The organism is Janibacter massiliensis, from assembly GCF_900289115.1.
In the GTDB taxonomy this organism is placed as follows: Bacteria; Actinomycetota; Actinomycetes; order Actinomycetales; family Dermatophilaceae; genus Janibacter_A; species Janibacter_A massiliensis.
In genome coordinates, this window is record NZ_LT985196.1 from 197,501 (window position 1) to 211,296 (window position 13,796).

The 13,796-nt window shown below is 70.3% G+C and carries 20 protein-coding genes; 2 read left to right on the top strand and 18 right to left on the bottom strand.

Features of this window, described 5'->3' with window-relative positions; genetic code table 11:
- The first annotated feature begins 51 nt into the window (after positions 1–51).
- Positions 52–1,188, top strand: a complete 1,137-nt coding sequence (locus DAA34_RS00945; RefSeq protein WP_106817226.1) for a glutamate--cysteine ligase — start codon at positions 52–54, stop codon at positions 1,186–1,188.
- Between the two features lie 84 nt (positions 1,189–1,272).
- Here DAA34_RS00945 and rpsI read toward each other — a convergent pair whose 3' ends face one another.
- Together rpsI and rplM are read right to left on the bottom strand one after the other, a co-directional pair.
- On the bottom strand, positions 1,273–1,779 hold the full coding sequence (rpsI, locus tag DAA34_RS00950) for a 30S ribosomal protein S9 (RefSeq protein WP_106817227.1): 507 nt from the start codon (positions 1,777–1,779) through the stop codon (positions 1,273–1,275).
- Between the two features lie 32 nt (positions 1,780–1,811).
- Entirely contained in the window at positions 1,812–2,255 is a 444-nt protein-coding gene (rplM, locus tag DAA34_RS00955; protein ID WP_106817228.1) for a 50S ribosomal protein L13, read from the bottom strand.
- A 204-nt stretch (positions 2,256–2,459) separates the two neighbouring features.
- On the opposite strand from rplM, the gene DAA34_RS00960 reads away from it, so the two are divergent.
- On the top strand, positions 2,460–3,029 hold the full coding sequence (locus DAA34_RS00960) for an ArsR/SmtB family transcription factor (RefSeq protein ID WP_234354050.1): 570 nt from the start codon (positions 2,460–2,462) through the stop codon (positions 3,027–3,029).
- Between the two features lie 244 nt (positions 3,030–3,273).
- On the opposite strand, the gene truA is transcribed toward DAA34_RS00960, so the two are convergent.
- The 16 genes from truA to rplF form a co-directional block, all read right to left on the bottom strand.
- A complete protein-coding gene (gene truA, locus DAA34_RS00965) occupies positions 3,274–4,245 on the bottom strand; it encodes a tRNA pseudouridine(38-40) synthase TruA (RefSeq protein ID WP_106817230.1) in 972 nt (323 codons plus the stop codon).
- 92 nt (positions 4,246–4,337) lie between these two features.
- A complete protein-coding gene (gene rplQ / locus DAA34_RS00970; protein ID WP_106817231.1) occupies positions 4,338–4,940 on the bottom strand; it encodes a 50S ribosomal protein L17 in 603 nt (200 codons plus the stop codon).
- Between the two features lie 64 nt (positions 4,941–5,004).
- Positions 5,005–6,045, bottom strand: coding sequence for a DNA-directed RNA polymerase subunit alpha (locus DAA34_RS00975; protein WP_106817232.1), 1,041 nt, complete (start codon positions 6,043–6,045; stop codon positions 5,005–5,007).
- Positions 6,046–6,190: 145 nt separating this feature from the next.
- Positions 6,191–6,799: a 30S ribosomal protein S4 gene (rpsD, locus tag DAA34_RS00980; protein WP_106817233.1), complete on the bottom strand. Its 609-nt coding sequence runs from the start codon at positions 6,797–6,799 to the stop codon at positions 6,191–6,193.
- 30 nt (positions 6,800–6,829) lie between these two features.
- A complete protein-coding gene (gene rpsK, locus DAA34_RS00985; protein ID WP_106817234.1) occupies positions 6,830–7,228 on the bottom strand; it encodes a 30S ribosomal protein S11 in 399 nt (132 codons plus the stop codon).
- A gap of 81 nt (positions 7,229–7,309) precedes the next feature.
- Positions 7,310–7,681 carry a 30S ribosomal protein S13 gene (rpsM, locus tag DAA34_RS00990; RefSeq protein WP_106817235.1) on the bottom strand — a complete coding sequence of 124 codons (372 nt, stop codon included), beginning with the start codon at positions 7,679–7,681 and terminating at the stop codon, positions 7,310–7,312.
- 249 nt (positions 7,682–7,930) lie between these two features.
- Positions 7,931–8,044 carry a 50S ribosomal protein L36 gene (gene rpmJ / locus DAA34_RS00995; protein ID WP_006592630.1) on the bottom strand — a complete coding sequence of 38 codons (114 nt, stop codon included), beginning with the start codon at positions 8,042–8,044 and terminating at the stop codon, positions 7,931–7,933.
- Positions 8,045–8,128: 84 nt separating this feature from the next.
- On the bottom strand, positions 8,129–8,350 hold the full coding sequence (infA, locus tag DAA34_RS01000) for a translation initiation factor IF-1 (RefSeq protein WP_048549119.1): 222 nt from the start codon (positions 8,348–8,350) through the stop codon (positions 8,129–8,131).
- A gap of 183 nt (positions 8,351–8,533) precedes the next feature.
- Entirely contained in the window at positions 8,534–9,382 is an 849-nt protein-coding gene (gene map / locus DAA34_RS01005) for a type I methionyl aminopeptidase (RefSeq protein ID WP_106817236.1), read from the bottom strand.
- Between the two features lie 5 nt (positions 9,383–9,387).
- Positions 9,388–9,960 carry an adenylate kinase gene (locus tag DAA34_RS01010; protein ID WP_106817237.1) on the bottom strand — a complete coding sequence of 191 codons (573 nt, stop codon included), beginning with the start codon at positions 9,958–9,960 and terminating at the stop codon, positions 9,388–9,390.
- Positions 9,960–11,273, bottom strand: a complete 1,314-nt coding sequence (gene secY, locus DAA34_RS01015) for a preprotein translocase subunit SecY (RefSeq protein ID WP_106817238.1) — start codon at positions 11,271–11,273, stop codon at positions 9,960–9,962. The genes DAA34_RS01010 and secY overlap by 1 nt, the downstream gene beginning before the upstream one ends.
- A gap of 189 nt (positions 11,274–11,462) precedes the next feature.
- The gene (gene rplO, locus DAA34_RS01020; protein WP_106817239.1) at positions 11,463–11,963 is read right to left on the bottom strand and encodes a 50S ribosomal protein L15; all 501 of its coding nucleotides are present in this window, start codon (positions 11,961–11,963) and stop codon (positions 11,463–11,465) included.
- A 2-nt stretch (positions 11,964–11,965) separates the two neighbouring features.
- Positions 11,966–12,148: a 50S ribosomal protein L30 gene (gene rpmD, locus DAA34_RS01025; RefSeq protein WP_106819627.1), complete on the bottom strand. Its 183-nt coding sequence runs from the start codon at positions 12,146–12,148 to the stop codon at positions 11,966–11,968.
- Positions 12,148–12,837 carry a 30S ribosomal protein S5 gene (gene rpsE, locus DAA34_RS01030; RefSeq protein ID WP_106817240.1) on the bottom strand — a complete coding sequence of 230 codons (690 nt, stop codon included), beginning with the start codon at positions 12,835–12,837 and terminating at the stop codon, positions 12,148–12,150. Before rpsE ends, rpmD begins: the two co-directional genes overlap by 1 nt.
- A 43-nt stretch (positions 12,838–12,880) precedes the next feature.
- On the bottom strand, positions 12,881–13,255 hold the full coding sequence (gene rplR / locus DAA34_RS01035) for a 50S ribosomal protein L18 (RefSeq protein WP_106817241.1): 375 nt from the start codon (positions 13,253–13,255) through the stop codon (positions 12,881–12,883).
- Positions 13,256–13,258: 3 nt separating this feature from the next.
- A complete protein-coding gene (gene rplF / locus DAA34_RS01040) occupies positions 13,259–13,795 on the bottom strand; it encodes a 50S ribosomal protein L6 (protein WP_106817242.1) in 537 nt (178 codons plus the stop codon).
- Between the last annotated feature and the right edge of the window lies 1 nt (position 13,796).

Sequence of the window (13,796 nt, forward strand, 5' to 3'; positions counted from 1 at the left end):
GAAGAATGGCGCAGGTCCGGCGCCATCGCCGGGCCCGTCGAGGAGGCCCCGTTGATCGAGTTCGCCCCGTCCGCGCGCGGCAGCCTGGGCGTCGAGTGGGAGATCGCCCTCGTCGACCGCGCCACCCACGATCTCGCCTCCCGTGCCGAGGAGGTCCTCGCCGGCCTCGAGGGGCGACCGCGCGCGGACCACGTCCACCGCGAGCTGCTGAGCAACACCGTCGAGCTCGTCACGGACGTCTGCGGCACCGTCGGCGAGGTCGTCACGGACCTCGGCGCGACGCTCGAGGAGGTCCGAGGCGTGACGGACGGCCTCGGGCTCGAGCTGCTGAGCGCGGGCACCCACCCGTTCGCCCGCTGGGAGACCCAGGAGGTGAGCGCGGGCGAGCGCTACGCGACCCTCATGGACCGGACCCGCTGGTGGGGTCGGCAGATGGTGATCTACGGCGTGCACGTCCACGTGGGGCTGCCGCAGCGCGAGCGGGTCCCTGCGGTCCTCGACGGCCTGCTGACGTTCCACCCGCACCTCCAGGCGCTCGGCGCCTCGTCCCCGTTCTGGGAGGAGGACCAGACCGGGTACGCGAGCAACCGCGCGCTCCTCTTCCAGCAGCTGCCGACCGCAGGCCTGCCGTTCCAGTTCCGCACGTGGCAGGAGTACGAGCGGTACGTCGACGACCTCATGACGACCGGGGTCATCGAGGAGCTCAAGGAGCTGCGCTGGGACGTGCGACCTGCGCCGCACCTGGGGACGATCGAGGTCCGGGTCTGCGACGGGCTGCCGACCATGGCCGAGGTCGCGGCCGTCACCGCGTTCACCCAGTGCCTCGTCGTCGACCTCGACGAGCGGGTCGAGCGCGGCGAGCCCGTCGTCACGCTGCCGCCGTGGCACGTGCAGGAGAACAAGTGGCGCACCGCGCGGTACGGCACCGACGCGATCATCATCTGCGACCCCGAGAACGCCGAGCGGCTCGTGACCGACGAGATCGTCCGGCACGTCGAGCGCCTGGCCCCGGTGGCCGAGCGCCTCGGGTGCAGCGCAGAGCTGGCCTCGGTGCTCGATCTGCTGGCCACCGGCGCGAGCTACCGACGCCAGATCGCGGCGTTCGAGGCCGCGGGCGGGGACCTGCGCGCGGTCACGGGCCAGCTCGTCGAGGAGATGCGCAGCGGCCGCCCCACCCGGCGCGCCTGATACCGGGCTCCACCCGGTGTCCGCGAACGGCGACGGCCCGCCGCGTGCGGTGCACGTGACGGGCCATCGGTCGGCGCGAGCAGGTCAGCGCTTGCTGTACTGCGGCGCCTTGCGGGCCTTCTTGAGACCGGCCTTCTTGCGCTCGGGGACGCGCGCGTCCCGCGTGAGGAAGCCGGCCTGCTTGAGGGCGGGGCGGTTGAGCTCGGGGTCGACGCCGTTGAGCGAGCGGGCGACACCGAGGCGGACCGCGCCGGCCTGGCCCGAGGGGCCACCGCCGTGGACGCGGACGAGGACGTCGTACGAGCCGTCGAGCTCGAGGACCTTGAGCGGCTCGTTGACGAGCTGCTGGTGGACCTTGTTCGGGAAGTACTCCTCGAGCGAGCGGCCGTTGACCTTCCACTCGCCGGTGCCCGGGACGATCCGCACGCGGGCGACGGCCTGCTTGCGGCGGCCGGTGCCGGCGCCGGGGGCCGAGGCGGAGGGCCGGGCGACGGTGCCGTCGGCGCCGATCGGGCCCTCGGACTCGGAGGTGTACTCGGTCAGCTCGACCTCATCGCCGTCGAGCTCGGGGTTCTCAGTGAAGTCAGACACGGTGGTTCCTCAGTTCCTGTTCCGGTCGGCGCTCACTGGGCGACCTGGGAGATCGTGTACGGCTGGGGCTGCTGGGCAGCGTGCGGGTGCTCGGACCCGGCGTAGACCTTGAGCTTGGCCAGCTGCTGGCGGCCGAGGGAGTTGCGCGGGAGCATGCCGCGGACGGCCTTCTCGATGGCCTTCTCGGGGAAGCGGTCGAGCATCTCGGCGTAGCTGCGCGAGCGGAGACCACCCGGGTAACCCGAGTGGCGGTAGGCGCGCTTCTGCTCGAGCTTGGCGCCGGTGAGGGCGACCTTGTCGGCGTTGATGATGATGACGAAGTCGCCGGTGTCGACGTGCGGGGCGAAGATCGTCTTGTGCTTGCCGCGCAGGAGCGCAGCGGTCTGGCTGGCGAGGCGGCCGAGAACGACGTCGGTGGCGTCGATGACGTGCCACTGCCGCGTGATCTCGCCCGGCTTCGGGGTGTAGGTACGCAAAGGATTGCCTTCACTCGGATGGATCGGGGCTTCGACCGCGCAACGGGGCGCGGCCGATCTCCACAAGGATACGAGCCGGAGGCGGCCGGAGCCAAAGTCATCGATGGCGCGAACTCTTCTGTTGCACAACAGTTTTGGCAATCCCGCCCTCCCATGCAGTGGCACCGCACGCCTTTTGCACAGAAGTTGTGCGATTCTGGCGCGGTGAGCTCACCCGATGCGGCGCCGCCCGAGGACCGATGGCGCACCCTCGCCCACCCGCTGCGTTCTCGGCTCCTGGCGCACCTGCGGCTGCACGGTGCGGCGAGCGGGGCGGAGCTCGCGCGCGAGCTCGGGACCAACACAGGGGCCACGAGCTACCACCTGCGGGTCCTCGAGGACGCGGGCCTCGTCGAGGACACCGGACTCGGGGACGGCCGCAGCCGGATGTGGGCCGCGAGCGAGACCGATGACGACGGGTCGCCGACGACCACACGGGTGGCCACGGAGGACGACGACCCCGAGACGGCGGCCTGGCTCGCGCACGACTACGTCGACCTCTGCGCGCAGCGGAACCATGCGTGGATCGACGGCGCCGACGCGTGGCCGGCGGGGCTCATCGACGAGTGCGGGCTCAAGGACGACCTCGTCATCGTCACGACGGACCAGCTGGCGGCCCTTCGCTCGGAGATCGACGCCGTCGTCGCACGCTACCGACGCGCCGGGGGCGGTACACCGGGCGCGCTGCGCGTCGCCGTGTGGAGCTCGCTCCTGCCGGTCGACCGGCCACGCTAGGCCCCGCGAGACGCAGCTGCCCGCCCCCATCGGGGACCGGGCAGCTGCAGCGCTCGCGACGGAAATGGGTCGGTCAGAACGTGCCGTTGTCCGAGCCGAGGTCGCCCGCCTGATCCGCGTATGCCGTTGTGGCCGAAGATCTGGGCGCGGGTGAACCCGCCCTGGTTGAAGCAGTCGCGCGTCGGGTCCGTCGCGACGATCCAGATGATGCCCAGGCGACCCTCACCCGTCGTGATCCACGTGTTCACCCGGCGGAGGTAGTCGTCGGAGCACGTCCGTGACGATCGAGTTCATCGCCTTGACCTGCTCCCGCGCCAGCGGCGCGGAACCGAGGGGCACCGGCTGGCAGGTCGCGATGACTGGCATTGCCGGTGCTCGGCTGCGGGGCACGTCGTGCTCGCGACTCGCTCGCCCGGGAGCCGAGCTCCTCGACCGGCGGGTACCCCACCTCCAGGAGGGTCAGTCCGTGCGCCGGCATGACCTTGACGCGCGGGTCGCGGTCACGTGCCGTGAGGACCTCGGCGGCGAAGGTTGGCTTCTGGCGTCGCTCGCCGACGGGCACCACCGCACCGACGAGCGCCCGAACCATGCTGTGGCAGAACGCATCCGCGACCACCTCGCCGACGAGCACCCCGTGCTCGTCCCGCGCCCACCGGTACCGCAGCAGCGTCCGGATCGTCGTCGCCCCCTCCCGCCGCTTGCAGAACGCTGCGAAGTCGCGCAGACCGAGCAGCGCCTCCGCCGCCTCGTTCATCCGTGCCTCATCCAGCGGCCGACCGGTCCGGACGGTGTCCGCCCGGCGCAGCGGGTCCCACGCCAGCGGATCGTCTGCCAGCCGGTACGCATATCGGCGGTAGGTCGCCGAGAACCGTGCGTCGAAGCCCTCGGGTGCGGGTCGCGCAGTCCGGACGTCGACATCGGGCGGCAGGACCCCCCGCAGGCGGGACACGAGAGTCTGCCCTGGCGACCGGTCCGGCCTGCCGGGAAGCGACGCCCACGCCTCGTCGGGGAGATCGACGTGAACGACCTGGCCTCGCGCGTGGACCCCCGCGTCCGTGCGGCCCGCCACGGTGAGGACGGGCGGTTGGTCGAGGCGGAGCACCCGGGCCAAGCCCACGGCAAGAGCCCCCTCGACGGTCCGCAGCCCCGGCTGCGCCGCCCACCCGTGGAAGTCGGTGCCCTCGTAACCCAGGTCGAGTCGGACGCGGATCGACATGGCAGGACCGTAACCGCCCGGCAACCCTCACTCCAACGACCGGGGCGGCACCCGCAACGCGCGGGTGCCGCCCCGGTCGTGGCGGTGCGAGGTCAGGCCTTCTCGGGGGCGTCCTCGACGGCCTCCTCGACGGACGTGTCCGTCAGGGGGGCGACCTCCTCCTCGGTCGGCGCCGTGGCGCCCTCGGACGATTCCTGGGCCTCGACCGCGGGTGCCTCGTCGGCCTCGACGACGGCGCCGTCCGTGGCCTGCGGCGCCTCGTGCTCGGCGCCCTTCGCGGCGCGGGCCGTCGTCGCCTCGGCCTCCGCGACGACCGCGCGCTTGGGCTTGGCGTTCACGGGCTCGCGGACGAGCTCGATCACGGCCATCGGCGCGTTGTCACCCTTGCGGGGGGCGATCTTCGTGATGCGGGTGTACCCGCCCTCACGCTCGGCCATGTCGGGCGCGATCTCGACGAACAGGCGGTGCACGACACCCTTGTCGCGGATCACGGTCATGACCTTGCGTCGCGCGTGCAGGTCACCGCGCTTGGCGAAGGTGATCATGCGCTCGGCGAGCGGACGGAGCCGCTTGGCCTTCGCCTGCGTCGTCGTGATCGAGTCGTGCTCGAACAGCGACTGCGCGAGGTTGGCGAGCATGAGGCGCTCGTGCGCGGGACCGCCACCGAGGCGGGGGCCCTTCGTGGGCGTGGGCATGTGGTTCTCCTTGAGGTTCCGACCTCACCGAGCGTGGCGCGCTCGGGCGGTCACGAGGGGTGGGTCAGAGCTGCTCGTCCTCGGCGAACGACCGGTCCTCGTCGGCGATGTCGCCGGACTCGTCGTAGTCGCCGTAGGAGTCGATGATCGCGCTCGGGTCGAACCCGGGCGGGCTGTCCTTGAGCGCCAGGCCGAGCTCGTGGAGCTTGACCTTGACCTCGTCGATCGACTTCGCGCCGAAGTTGCGGATGTCGAGCAGGTCGGCCTCGCTGCGACCGACGAGCTCGCCGACCGTGTGGATGCCCTCCCGCTTGAGGCAGTTGTACGACCGCACCGTGAGGTCGAGGTCCTCGATCGGCAGGGCGAGGTCGGCAGCAAGCGCCGCGTCCGTCGGCGACGGGCCCATGTCGATGCCCTCGGCCTCGACGTTGAGCTCCCGGGCGAGGCCGAAGAGCTCGACGAGCGTCGAGCCGGCCGAGGCCATGGCATCGCGCGGGGAGATCGCGTTCTTCGTCTCGACGTCGACGACGAGGCGGTCGAAGTCGGTCCGCTGCTCGACACGCGTCGCCTCGACCTTGTAGGTCACGGCGAGCACCGGGCTGTAGATCGAGTCGACCGGGATCCGGCCGATCTCCTGGTCGCCCGACTTGTTCTGCGCGGCGGAGACGTACCCACGACCGCGCTCGACCGTCAGCTCCATCTCGAGCGTGCCCGAGGTGTTGAGGGTCGCGATGTGCAGGTCCGGGTTGTGGATCTCGACACCGGCCGGCGGGGCGATGTCCGCGGCCGTGGCCGCGCCGGGGCCCTGCTTGCGCAGGTAAATGACGACCGGCTCGTCGTGCTCGGAGGAGACGACGAGGCCCTTGAGGTTGAGGATCATCTCGGTGACGTCCTCCTTGACCCCGGGGACCGTCGAGAACTCGTGGAGCACGCCCTCGATGCGGATCGACGTCGTGGCCGCACCGGGGATGCTCGACAGGAGCGTCCGACGGAGGGAGTTGCCCAGGGTGTAGCCGAAGCCGGGCTCGAGGGGCTCGATGGTGAACCGCGAACGGTTCTCGGCGATGACCTCTTCGCTGAGGGTGGGGCGCTGTGCGATGAGCACGATGGTGTCCTTCCCACGGGCGACCGCTATATGACGCCACGTGTCGGTGCCGGTTCGACCCGGCGGCGGCCCCGGCTCGGTCCCCGGGGCCACCCTGGTCCTCCGGGACCGGCCACGGGTGCGGCCGGTCCCGGAGGGTGGTGGATCAGTTCTTCGAGTAGAGCTCGACGATCAGCTGCTCGGTGAGCGGGGTGTCGATCTGCTCGCGGGTCGGGAGCGAGTGGACGAGGATGTCCAGCTTGCCCGGGATCACGTGCAGCCACGCCGGGACGGGACGCTCGCCGAAGGTCTCCCGCGCCAGCTGGAACGGGAAGCTCTCCACCGACTGCTTGCGGATGCTGATGATGTCGTACTGCTCGACGCGGTGGCTCGGGATGTCCGTGCGGACCCCGTTGACCTCGAAGTGGCCGTGCGTGACGAGCTGGCGGGCGTGCCGACGCGTGCGGGCCAGCCCCGCGCGGTAGATGACGTTGTCGAGCCGCGACTCGAGGATCGTCAGCAGGTTCGAGCCGGTCTTGCCGGGGCGGTTGGCCGCCTCCTTGTAGTACCGGACGAACTGCTTCTCCATGACGCCGTAGGTGAAGCGGGCGCGCTGCTTCTCCTGCAGCTGGTTGAGGTACTCCTTCTCCTGGATCCGGCGCCGGCCGTGCTGGCCGGGCGGGAACGGGCGGAGCTCGAAGTTCTTGTCGCCACCGACGAGGTCGAGCTTGAGGCGGCGGGACTTCTTGGTGATCGGGCCGGTGTAACGGGCCATGTCAGGTTCTCTCTTTCCCCGTGCTCAGACTCAGTTGCGACGCGGCTTGGGCGGACGGACACCGTTGTGCGGCTGCGGCGTGACGTCGGCGATCGCGCCGACCTCGAGACCGGCCGCGGTGAGCGAACGGATCGCGGTCTCACGACCAGGACCCGGGCCCTTGACGAAGACGTCGACCTTCCGCATGCCGTGCTCCATGGCACGGCGGGCGGCGGCCTCGGCGGCCATCTGGGCCGCGTACGGGGTGGACTTGCGGGAGCCCTTGAAGCCGACCTGTCCGGCGGACGCCCACGAGATCACGGCACCGGTCGGGTCGGTGATCGAGATGATGGTGTTGTTGAACGTGCTCTTGATGTGGGCCTGGCCCACGGCGACGTTCTTCTTGACCTTCCGGCGGACCTTCGCGCCGGTGCGGCTCTTGGGGGGCATGCTTCTCCTACGTTCTTCTTCGGTGGAGGCGAGGGATCACGCGAGCGCCGCGGTCAGGACCGCAACGACCGGTCGCGGTCCTCAGGCCTTCTTCTTGCCGGCGACGGTGCGCTTGGGGCCCTTGCGGGTCCGGGCGTTGGTCTTGGTCCGCTGCCCGCGAACGGGGAGACCGCGACGGTGGCGAAGACCCTCGTAGCTGCCGATCTCGACCTTGCGGCGGATGTCGGCGGCGACCTCCCGGCGGAGGTCACCCTCGAGCTTGCAGTTCGCCTCGAGGTAGTCGCGAAGGGCCACGAGCTGCTGCTCGTCGAGGTCCTTCACGCGGGTGCTCGGGTCGACACCGGTCTCGGCCAGCGCGGCCTTCGACGTCGTCCGGCCCACACCGAAGATGTAGGTCAGTGCGACCTCGACGCGCTTCTCGCGCGGGAGGTCGACTCCAACAAGACGTGCCATCTTGTTCGGGTTCCTTGTCTGTCTCGTCCGGAGGTGTGCGGGGGCGGCGCCGTTCCGAGGTGGTGACCCGCACTCCGTGCGGACCTGCGGTCCCCGGCCTCCGGGCCGGGGGTGACGTCCCGAGCGGGCTCGGGGGTCGGGCGCTGCCAGTCATTCAGCTGTCGATGTTCAGTTGTGCTTCCCCGCGAGCGCGGGGCGCGTGCGATCGAAGTCCACGCGGTGCGGCCGGCGCGAGCCGGCGGCGGCTGCTCAGCCCTGGCGCTGCTTGTGGCGCAGGTTCTCGCAGATCACCATGACCCGCCCGTTGCGGCGGATCACCTTGCACTTGTCGCAGATCTTCTTGACGCTCGGCTGGACCTTCATGCCTGTGCATCCTTGATCTATCCGTCCCACCACCGCGGTTCGGTGGCGGGTCCTGCTCTGCGGTCGACGGCCGGGGCCCTCGACTCAGCGGTAACGGAAGACGATCCGGCCGCGGGTCAGGTCGTACGGGCTGAGCTCCACCACGACCCGGTCCTCGGGGAGGATCCGGATGTAGTGCTGGCGCATCTTGCCCGAGATGTGGGCGAGAACCTTGTGACCGTTCGTCAGCTCGACGCGGAACATCGCGTTCGGAAGAGCCTCGACGATCGTGCCCTCGACCTCGATGACACCGTCCTTCTTGGCCATACCCTCTCGATCCGTCGTGCGACCCCGCCGGGATGGTGGGGTCTGCGTGGCCCTCCGGGCACACGCCGCCCCGGGCCGTTCGGCGGCGAGGCGGTGGGTGGTGCCGTCCGCTGGACGGACGGCATGGAGGACCGACGTAAAACGATACGCGATACGGGCACTCCCCGGCGAATCGAGCCGGGGTCAGCCGAGGTCGACGGCGGGGACACCGAGCGTCCGCAGACGATCGGTGCCGCCGTCGACCGCCGTGAGGACGCAGATCCCGTCCGACGTCAGCGCCACCGAGTGCTCCCAGTGAGCTGCCCGGGCGCCGTCGTCGGTGGAGACCGTCCAGTCGTCGTCCTCGACGTGGTTGGCCTGGTCACCCAGGGTGACCATCGGCTCGATGGCGATCGTCGTCCCGTCCCGCAGCTCGGGCCCGCGACGGTCCATCCGGTAGTTCGGGACGTTCGGGGGCTCGTGCATCGATCGCCCGATGCCGTGGCCGACGTAGTCCTCGACGATCCCGTAGGTCCGGCCGTCGCGTCGCCCGGCCGCCCGGATCGAGTCCTCGATCGCGGCCCCGACGACGTGGAGGTCTGCCCCCACCCGCAGCGCGGCGATCCCCGCCCACAGGCTCTCCTCGGTCGTGCGGGACAGCTCGAGGTCCTCGGCACGGCCGGCGGCCTCGCCGCCGACGACGAGCGTCATCGCCGCGTCACCGTTCCACCCCTCGAGCTGGGCGCCGCAGTCGATCGACACCAGGTCACCCTCGAGCAGGACCCGCTCCCCCGGGATGCCGTGGACGATCTCGTCGTTGACGGAGGTGCACAGCGTGTGCCGGTACCCCGGGACGAGCTGGAAGTTCGGCACACCACCGTGGTCGCGGATGTGGGTCTCGGCGAGCGTGTCGAGGTCGAGCGTCGTCATACCCGGGCGCAGCTGCGCTGCGAGCAGCTCCAAGGTCCGCCCGACGAGGAGGCCGGCCGCCCGCATCCGCGTCAGCTCGTCCCGACTGCGTCGCGGGATCCGCTCCCGGCCGAACAGGCCCACCCCGCTCAGCGCTCGAGGCGGTCGAGCGCCGCGAGCACGCGGGTGGTGACCTCGTCGACCTCGCCCATGCCGTCGACCTCGACGAGGAGGCCCTTGGCGCGGAAGACGGCCGCGAGCGGCTCGGTCTCTCGGCGGTAGATCGCCTGACGCTCGCGGATGACGTCCTCGGTGTCGTCCGGTCGGTTCTCGACCTCGGCGCGCTTGAGCAGGCGACCGACGACCTCGTCCTCGTCGACCGTGAGCATGAGGACGCCGTCGATGCGATGCCCCGTCTCGGCGAGCATGCCGGCGAGGGCGTCGACCTGCGCCTCGGTGCGCGGGTAGCCATCGAGCAGGAAGCCGTTGGCCGCGTCCGGCTCCGCGAGGCGGTCGCGCACGATCTCGTTCGTGATGTCGTCGGAGACGTAGCCGCCGCTGGCGGTGATCTCCTTGACCTTCAGGCCCAGGGGGGTCTCCGCCTTGATGTTGGCCCGGAAGATGTCGCCCGTGGAGATCGCGGGGATGCCGTAGTGCTCGGCGATCCGGGAGGCCTGGGTGCCCTTCCCGGCACCGGGAGGACCGAAGATGATGAGGCGCATCAGCGGAGGAACCCTTCGTAGCGCTGCTGCTGCAGCTGGGACTCGATCTGCTTCACCGTCTCGAGGCCGACCCCGACCATGATGAGGATCGAGGTGCCACCGAACGGGAAGTTCTGGTTCGCCCCGACCAGCACGAGCGCGATGAGCGGGATGAGCGAGATGAGGGCGAGGTAGATGGCACCGGGCACCGTGATCCGGGTGAGGACGTAGTTCAGGTACTCGGCCGTCGGCCGGCCCGCGCGGTAGCCCGGGACGAAGCCGCCGTACTTCTTCATGTTGTCCGCGACCTCGACGGGGTTGAACGTGATCGAGACGTAGAAGAACGTGAAGAAGAGGATGAGGGCGGTGTAGGTCGCCATGTAGATCGGATGGTCGCCCTGGACGAGGTGGGCGTTGATCCAGTCGACCCAGCCGGGATTGTTCCCGTCCGGGCTCGAGCTGAACTGGGCGACCATCGTCGGCAGCGCCAGCAGCGAGCTGGCGAAGATCACCGGGATGACACCGGCCATGTTCACCTTGATCGGGATGTACGTCGACGTGCCGCCGTACATCTGTCGGCCCACCATCCGCTTGGCGTACTGGACCGGGATCCGCCGCTGGCTCTGCTCGACGAAGACGACGAGACCGATGATGAGCAGGCCGAGCGCGATGACGCCGAAGAAGATGTCCCAGCGGCCCTCTCGCTGCTGGATGGCCCACAGCGAGCCGGGGAACGTGGACGCGATGGAGGTGAAGATGAGGAGGGACATGCCGTTGCCGACACCCTTCTCGGTGATGAGCTCACCGAGCCACATCACCAGCCCGGTGCCCGCCGTCATCGTCAGAACCATGAGGGAGATCGTCACCCAGCCCTCGTCGTAGAGGATGTTCTGGCAGCCGGTGCCGAAGAGGTTCTCGGGGTTGCGGGCGAACGTGATCAGCGTGGAGGACTGCAGGACGGCCAGGGCGATCGTCAGGTAGCGCGTGTACTGGGTCAGCTTCGTCTGGCCCTGCTGGCCCTCCTGCTTGAGGGTCTCGAACCGCGGGATGACCACCGTCAGCAGCTGCACGATGATGCTCGCGGTGATGTACGGCATGATCCCGAGCGCGAACACCGACAGCTGGAGCAGCGCCCCACCGCTGAAGAGGTTGGCGAGCCCGAGGAAGGTGTTCGACCCCTCGGACCGGGCGATGCACCCCTGGACAGCGCCGTAGCTGACGCCAGGCGTCGGGATGACGCTGCCGAGCCGGAACAGCACGATGATGCCAAGGGTGAACAGCAGCTTCCTGCGCAGGTCCGGCGTCTGGAACGCGCGGCCGAAGGCTGAGAGCACTGGTCCTCCATCTGGCGCGGCGGTGCCGCGGTCGGTGTACTGGCGAAATCTACCCCGTGGTGCCGTGGGGGCCGAAGCGGGTCGTTCACGCCCCCCCGCGGCCGTGCCGGGACACCCACGCCGGAAACGACGGTGCCGCAGAGCGGGTCCCCGGACGGGGATCTGCCCTGCGGCACCGGTCGCACGGGATCAGCCGGCGGTGATGCTGCCGCCCGCCGCCTCGATCTTCTCCTTGGCGCTCGCCGAGAACGCGTCAGCCGTGACGTCGACCTTCACGGTGATCTCGCCCGAGCCGAGAACCTTCACCGGGTGCCCGCCGCGAACGGCGCCCTTCTCGACGAGGTTCTCGACGGTGACGGTGCCACCCTCGGGGAACAGCGTCGAGATCCGGTCGAGGTTGACGACCTGGTACTCGGTCTTGAACGGGTTCTTGAACCCGCGGAGCTTCGGCAGGCGCATGTGCAACGGCGTCTGCCCGCCCTCGAACCGCTCGGGGACCTGGTATCGGGCGCCGGTTCCCTTGGTGCCGCGGCCGGCGGTCTTTCCCTTGCTCCCCTCACCACGACCGACGCGGGTGCGCGCGGTCTTGGCGCCGGGGGCCGGACGAAGGTGGTGGACCTTCAGGGCGTGCGCCCGGCCGTCGGCCGAGCCGGCCGCGGCCTGGGCGGCCTTCTTCGTGGAGTCAGCCATGCTCACTCAACCTCCTCGACGGCGACGAGGTGCGCCACCGTACGGACCATCCCCCGGATCTCGGGGCGGTCCTCCTTGACGACGACGTCGCCGATGCGCTTCAGACCGAGCGTGCGCAGCGTGTCCCGCTGGTTCTGCTTCCCGCCGATCTCGGACTTGACCTGGGTGACCTTCAGACGAGCCATCACGCACCCGCCTTCTCGGCCTGCTCGGCCTTCTTCTTCTCGGCGGCCTCGGCGCGACCGGCGGCCTGCGCACGAAGCATCGCCGAGGGGGCGACCTCGTCGAGCGGGAGACCACGGCGGGCGGCCACGGACTCCGGGCGCTCGAGGTCACGCAGGGCCTGGACCGTCGCGTGGACGATGTTGATGGCGTTGTCCGACCCGAGCGACTTGCTCAGGACGTCGTGGATGCCGGCGCACTCGAGCACTGCGCGGACCGGACCACCGGCGATGACACCGGTACCGGGCGCGGCGGGACGGAGCAGGACGACGCCAGCGGCGGCCTCACCCTGGACCGGGTGCGGGATCGTCCCCTGGATGCGCGGGACGGTGAAGAAGGCCTTCTTCGCCTCCTCGACACCCTTCGCGATGGCGGCCGGGACCTCCTTTGCCTTGCCGTAGCCGACGCCGACGGTGCCGTCACCGTCGCCGACGACGACGAGGGCGGTGAAGCTGAAGCGCCGACCACCCTTGACGACCTTGGCGACACGGTTGATCGTGACGACCCGCTCGAGGTACTGGCTCTCCTGCTGGCGGTCACGGCCGCCGCGACGGTCGTCGCGACCGCCCCGGCGGTCGTTGCCGCGCTGGTTGTCGTTCGTCGAACCGCGACCGTTGTCGGGTCCGGTGCCTCGACGCTGCGGTCCGGGCATCAGATGCTCCTCGTCTCGGTGGCGGTGGTGTGCTGGGCGGACATCACAGGGCCAGTCCCCCCTCGCGGGCGCCGTCCGCGATGGCGGCGACCCGGCCGTGGTAGCGGTTGCCGCCGCGGTCGAAGACCACGGCGTCCACCCCGGCGTCTTTGGCCCGCTGGGCGACGAGCTCGCCGACCTTCTTGGCCTTCGAGGTCTTGTCGCCCTCGAGGGCGCGGACGTCCGCCTCCATCGTCGAGGCCGACGCGACCGTCTTGCCGACGGTGTCGTCGACGACCTGGACGAACATGTGGCGCGCGGAGCGCGTCACGACGAGGCGGGGCCGGACGGCGGTGCCGGTGATCCGCTTGCGGACGCGCGTGTGCCGGCGACCGCGCGCGGCGGACTTGCCCTTGGCGCGCTTGACGATCAGTGCCATGGCTTACTTACCAGCCTTTCCGACCTTGCGACGGATGTGCTCGCCCTCGTACCGGACACCCTTGCCCTTGTACGGGTCGGGCTTGCGCAGCTTGCGGATGTTCGCGGCGACCTCGCCGACGAGCTGCTTGTCGATGCCCTGGACCGAGAACCGCGTGGGGTTCTCGACGGCGAACGTGATGCCCTGCGGCGGCTCGACCGTGATGGGGTGGCTGTACCCGAGCGCGAACTCGAGGTTGCCGCCCTTGTTCTGCACGCGGTAACCCGTGCCGTGGATCTCGAGCTTCTTCTCGTAACCCTCGGTGACGCCGGTGACCATGTTCGCGATGAGCGAGCGGGTCAGGCCGTGCAGCGCGCGGTTCTGCCGCTCGTCGTCGGGGCGGGAGACCTGGAGGCCCTCCTCGCCGCGCTCGACGCTGATGGGCGCGGCGACCACGTGGGTCAGCTCGCCCTTGGGGCCCTTGACCTTGACGGTCTGGCCGTCGACGGACACGTCGACGCCGGAGGGCACGGTGATGGGAAGTCGTCCGATTCGCGACATG

Bases quoted from the DNA above. Each gene is read 5' to 3' on its own strand.
- truA (WP_106817230.1), bottom strand. From the start codon at position 4,245: ATGTCGATCCGCGTCCGACTCGACCTGGGTTACGAGGGCACCGACTTC.
- rplQ (WP_106817231.1), bottom strand. From the start codon at position 4,940: ATGCCCACGCCCACGAAGGGCCCCCGCCTCGGTGGCGGTCCCGCGCAC.
- rpsD (WP_106817233.1), bottom strand. From the start codon at position 6,799: ATGGCCCGTTACACCGGCCCGATCACCAAGAAGTCCCGCCGCCTCAAG.
- rpsK (WP_106817234.1), bottom strand. From the start codon at position 7,228: ATGCCCCCCAAGAGCCGCACCGGCGCGAAGGTCCGCCGGAAGGTCAAG.
- rpsM (WP_106817235.1), bottom strand. From the start codon at position 7,681: ATGGCACGTCTTGTTGGAGTCGACCTCCCGCGCGAGAAGCGCGTCGAG.
- rpmJ (WP_006592630.1), bottom strand. From the start codon at position 8,044: ATGAAGGTCCAGCCGAGCGTCAAGAAGATCTGCGACAAGTGCAAGGTG.
- infA (WP_048549119.1), bottom strand. From the start codon at position 8,350: ATGGCCAAGAAGGACGGTGTCATCGAGGTCGAGGGCACGATCGTCGAG.
- DAA34_RS01010 (WP_106817237.1), bottom strand. From the start codon at position 9,960: ATGCGCCTCATCATCTTCGGTCCTCCCGGTGCCGGGAAGGGCACCCAG.
- rplO (WP_106817239.1), bottom strand. From the start codon at position 11,963: ATGGCTGACTCCACGAAGAAGGCCGCCCAGGCCGCGGCCGGCTCGGCC.
- rpmD (WP_106819627.1), bottom strand. From the start codon at position 12,148: ATGGCTCGTCTGAAGGTCACCCAGGTCAAGTCCGAGATCGGCGGGAAG.
- rpsE (WP_106817240.1), bottom strand. From the start codon at position 12,837: ATGCCCGGACCGCAGCGTCGAGGCACCGGACCCGACAACGGTCGCGGT.
- rplR (WP_106817241.1), bottom strand. From the start codon at position 13,255: ATGGCACTGATCGTCAAGCGCGCCAAGGGCAAGTCCGCCGCGCGCGGT.
- rplF (WP_106817242.1), bottom strand. From the start codon at position 13,795: ATGTCGCGAATCGGACGACTTCCCATCACCGTGCCCTCCGGCGTCGAC.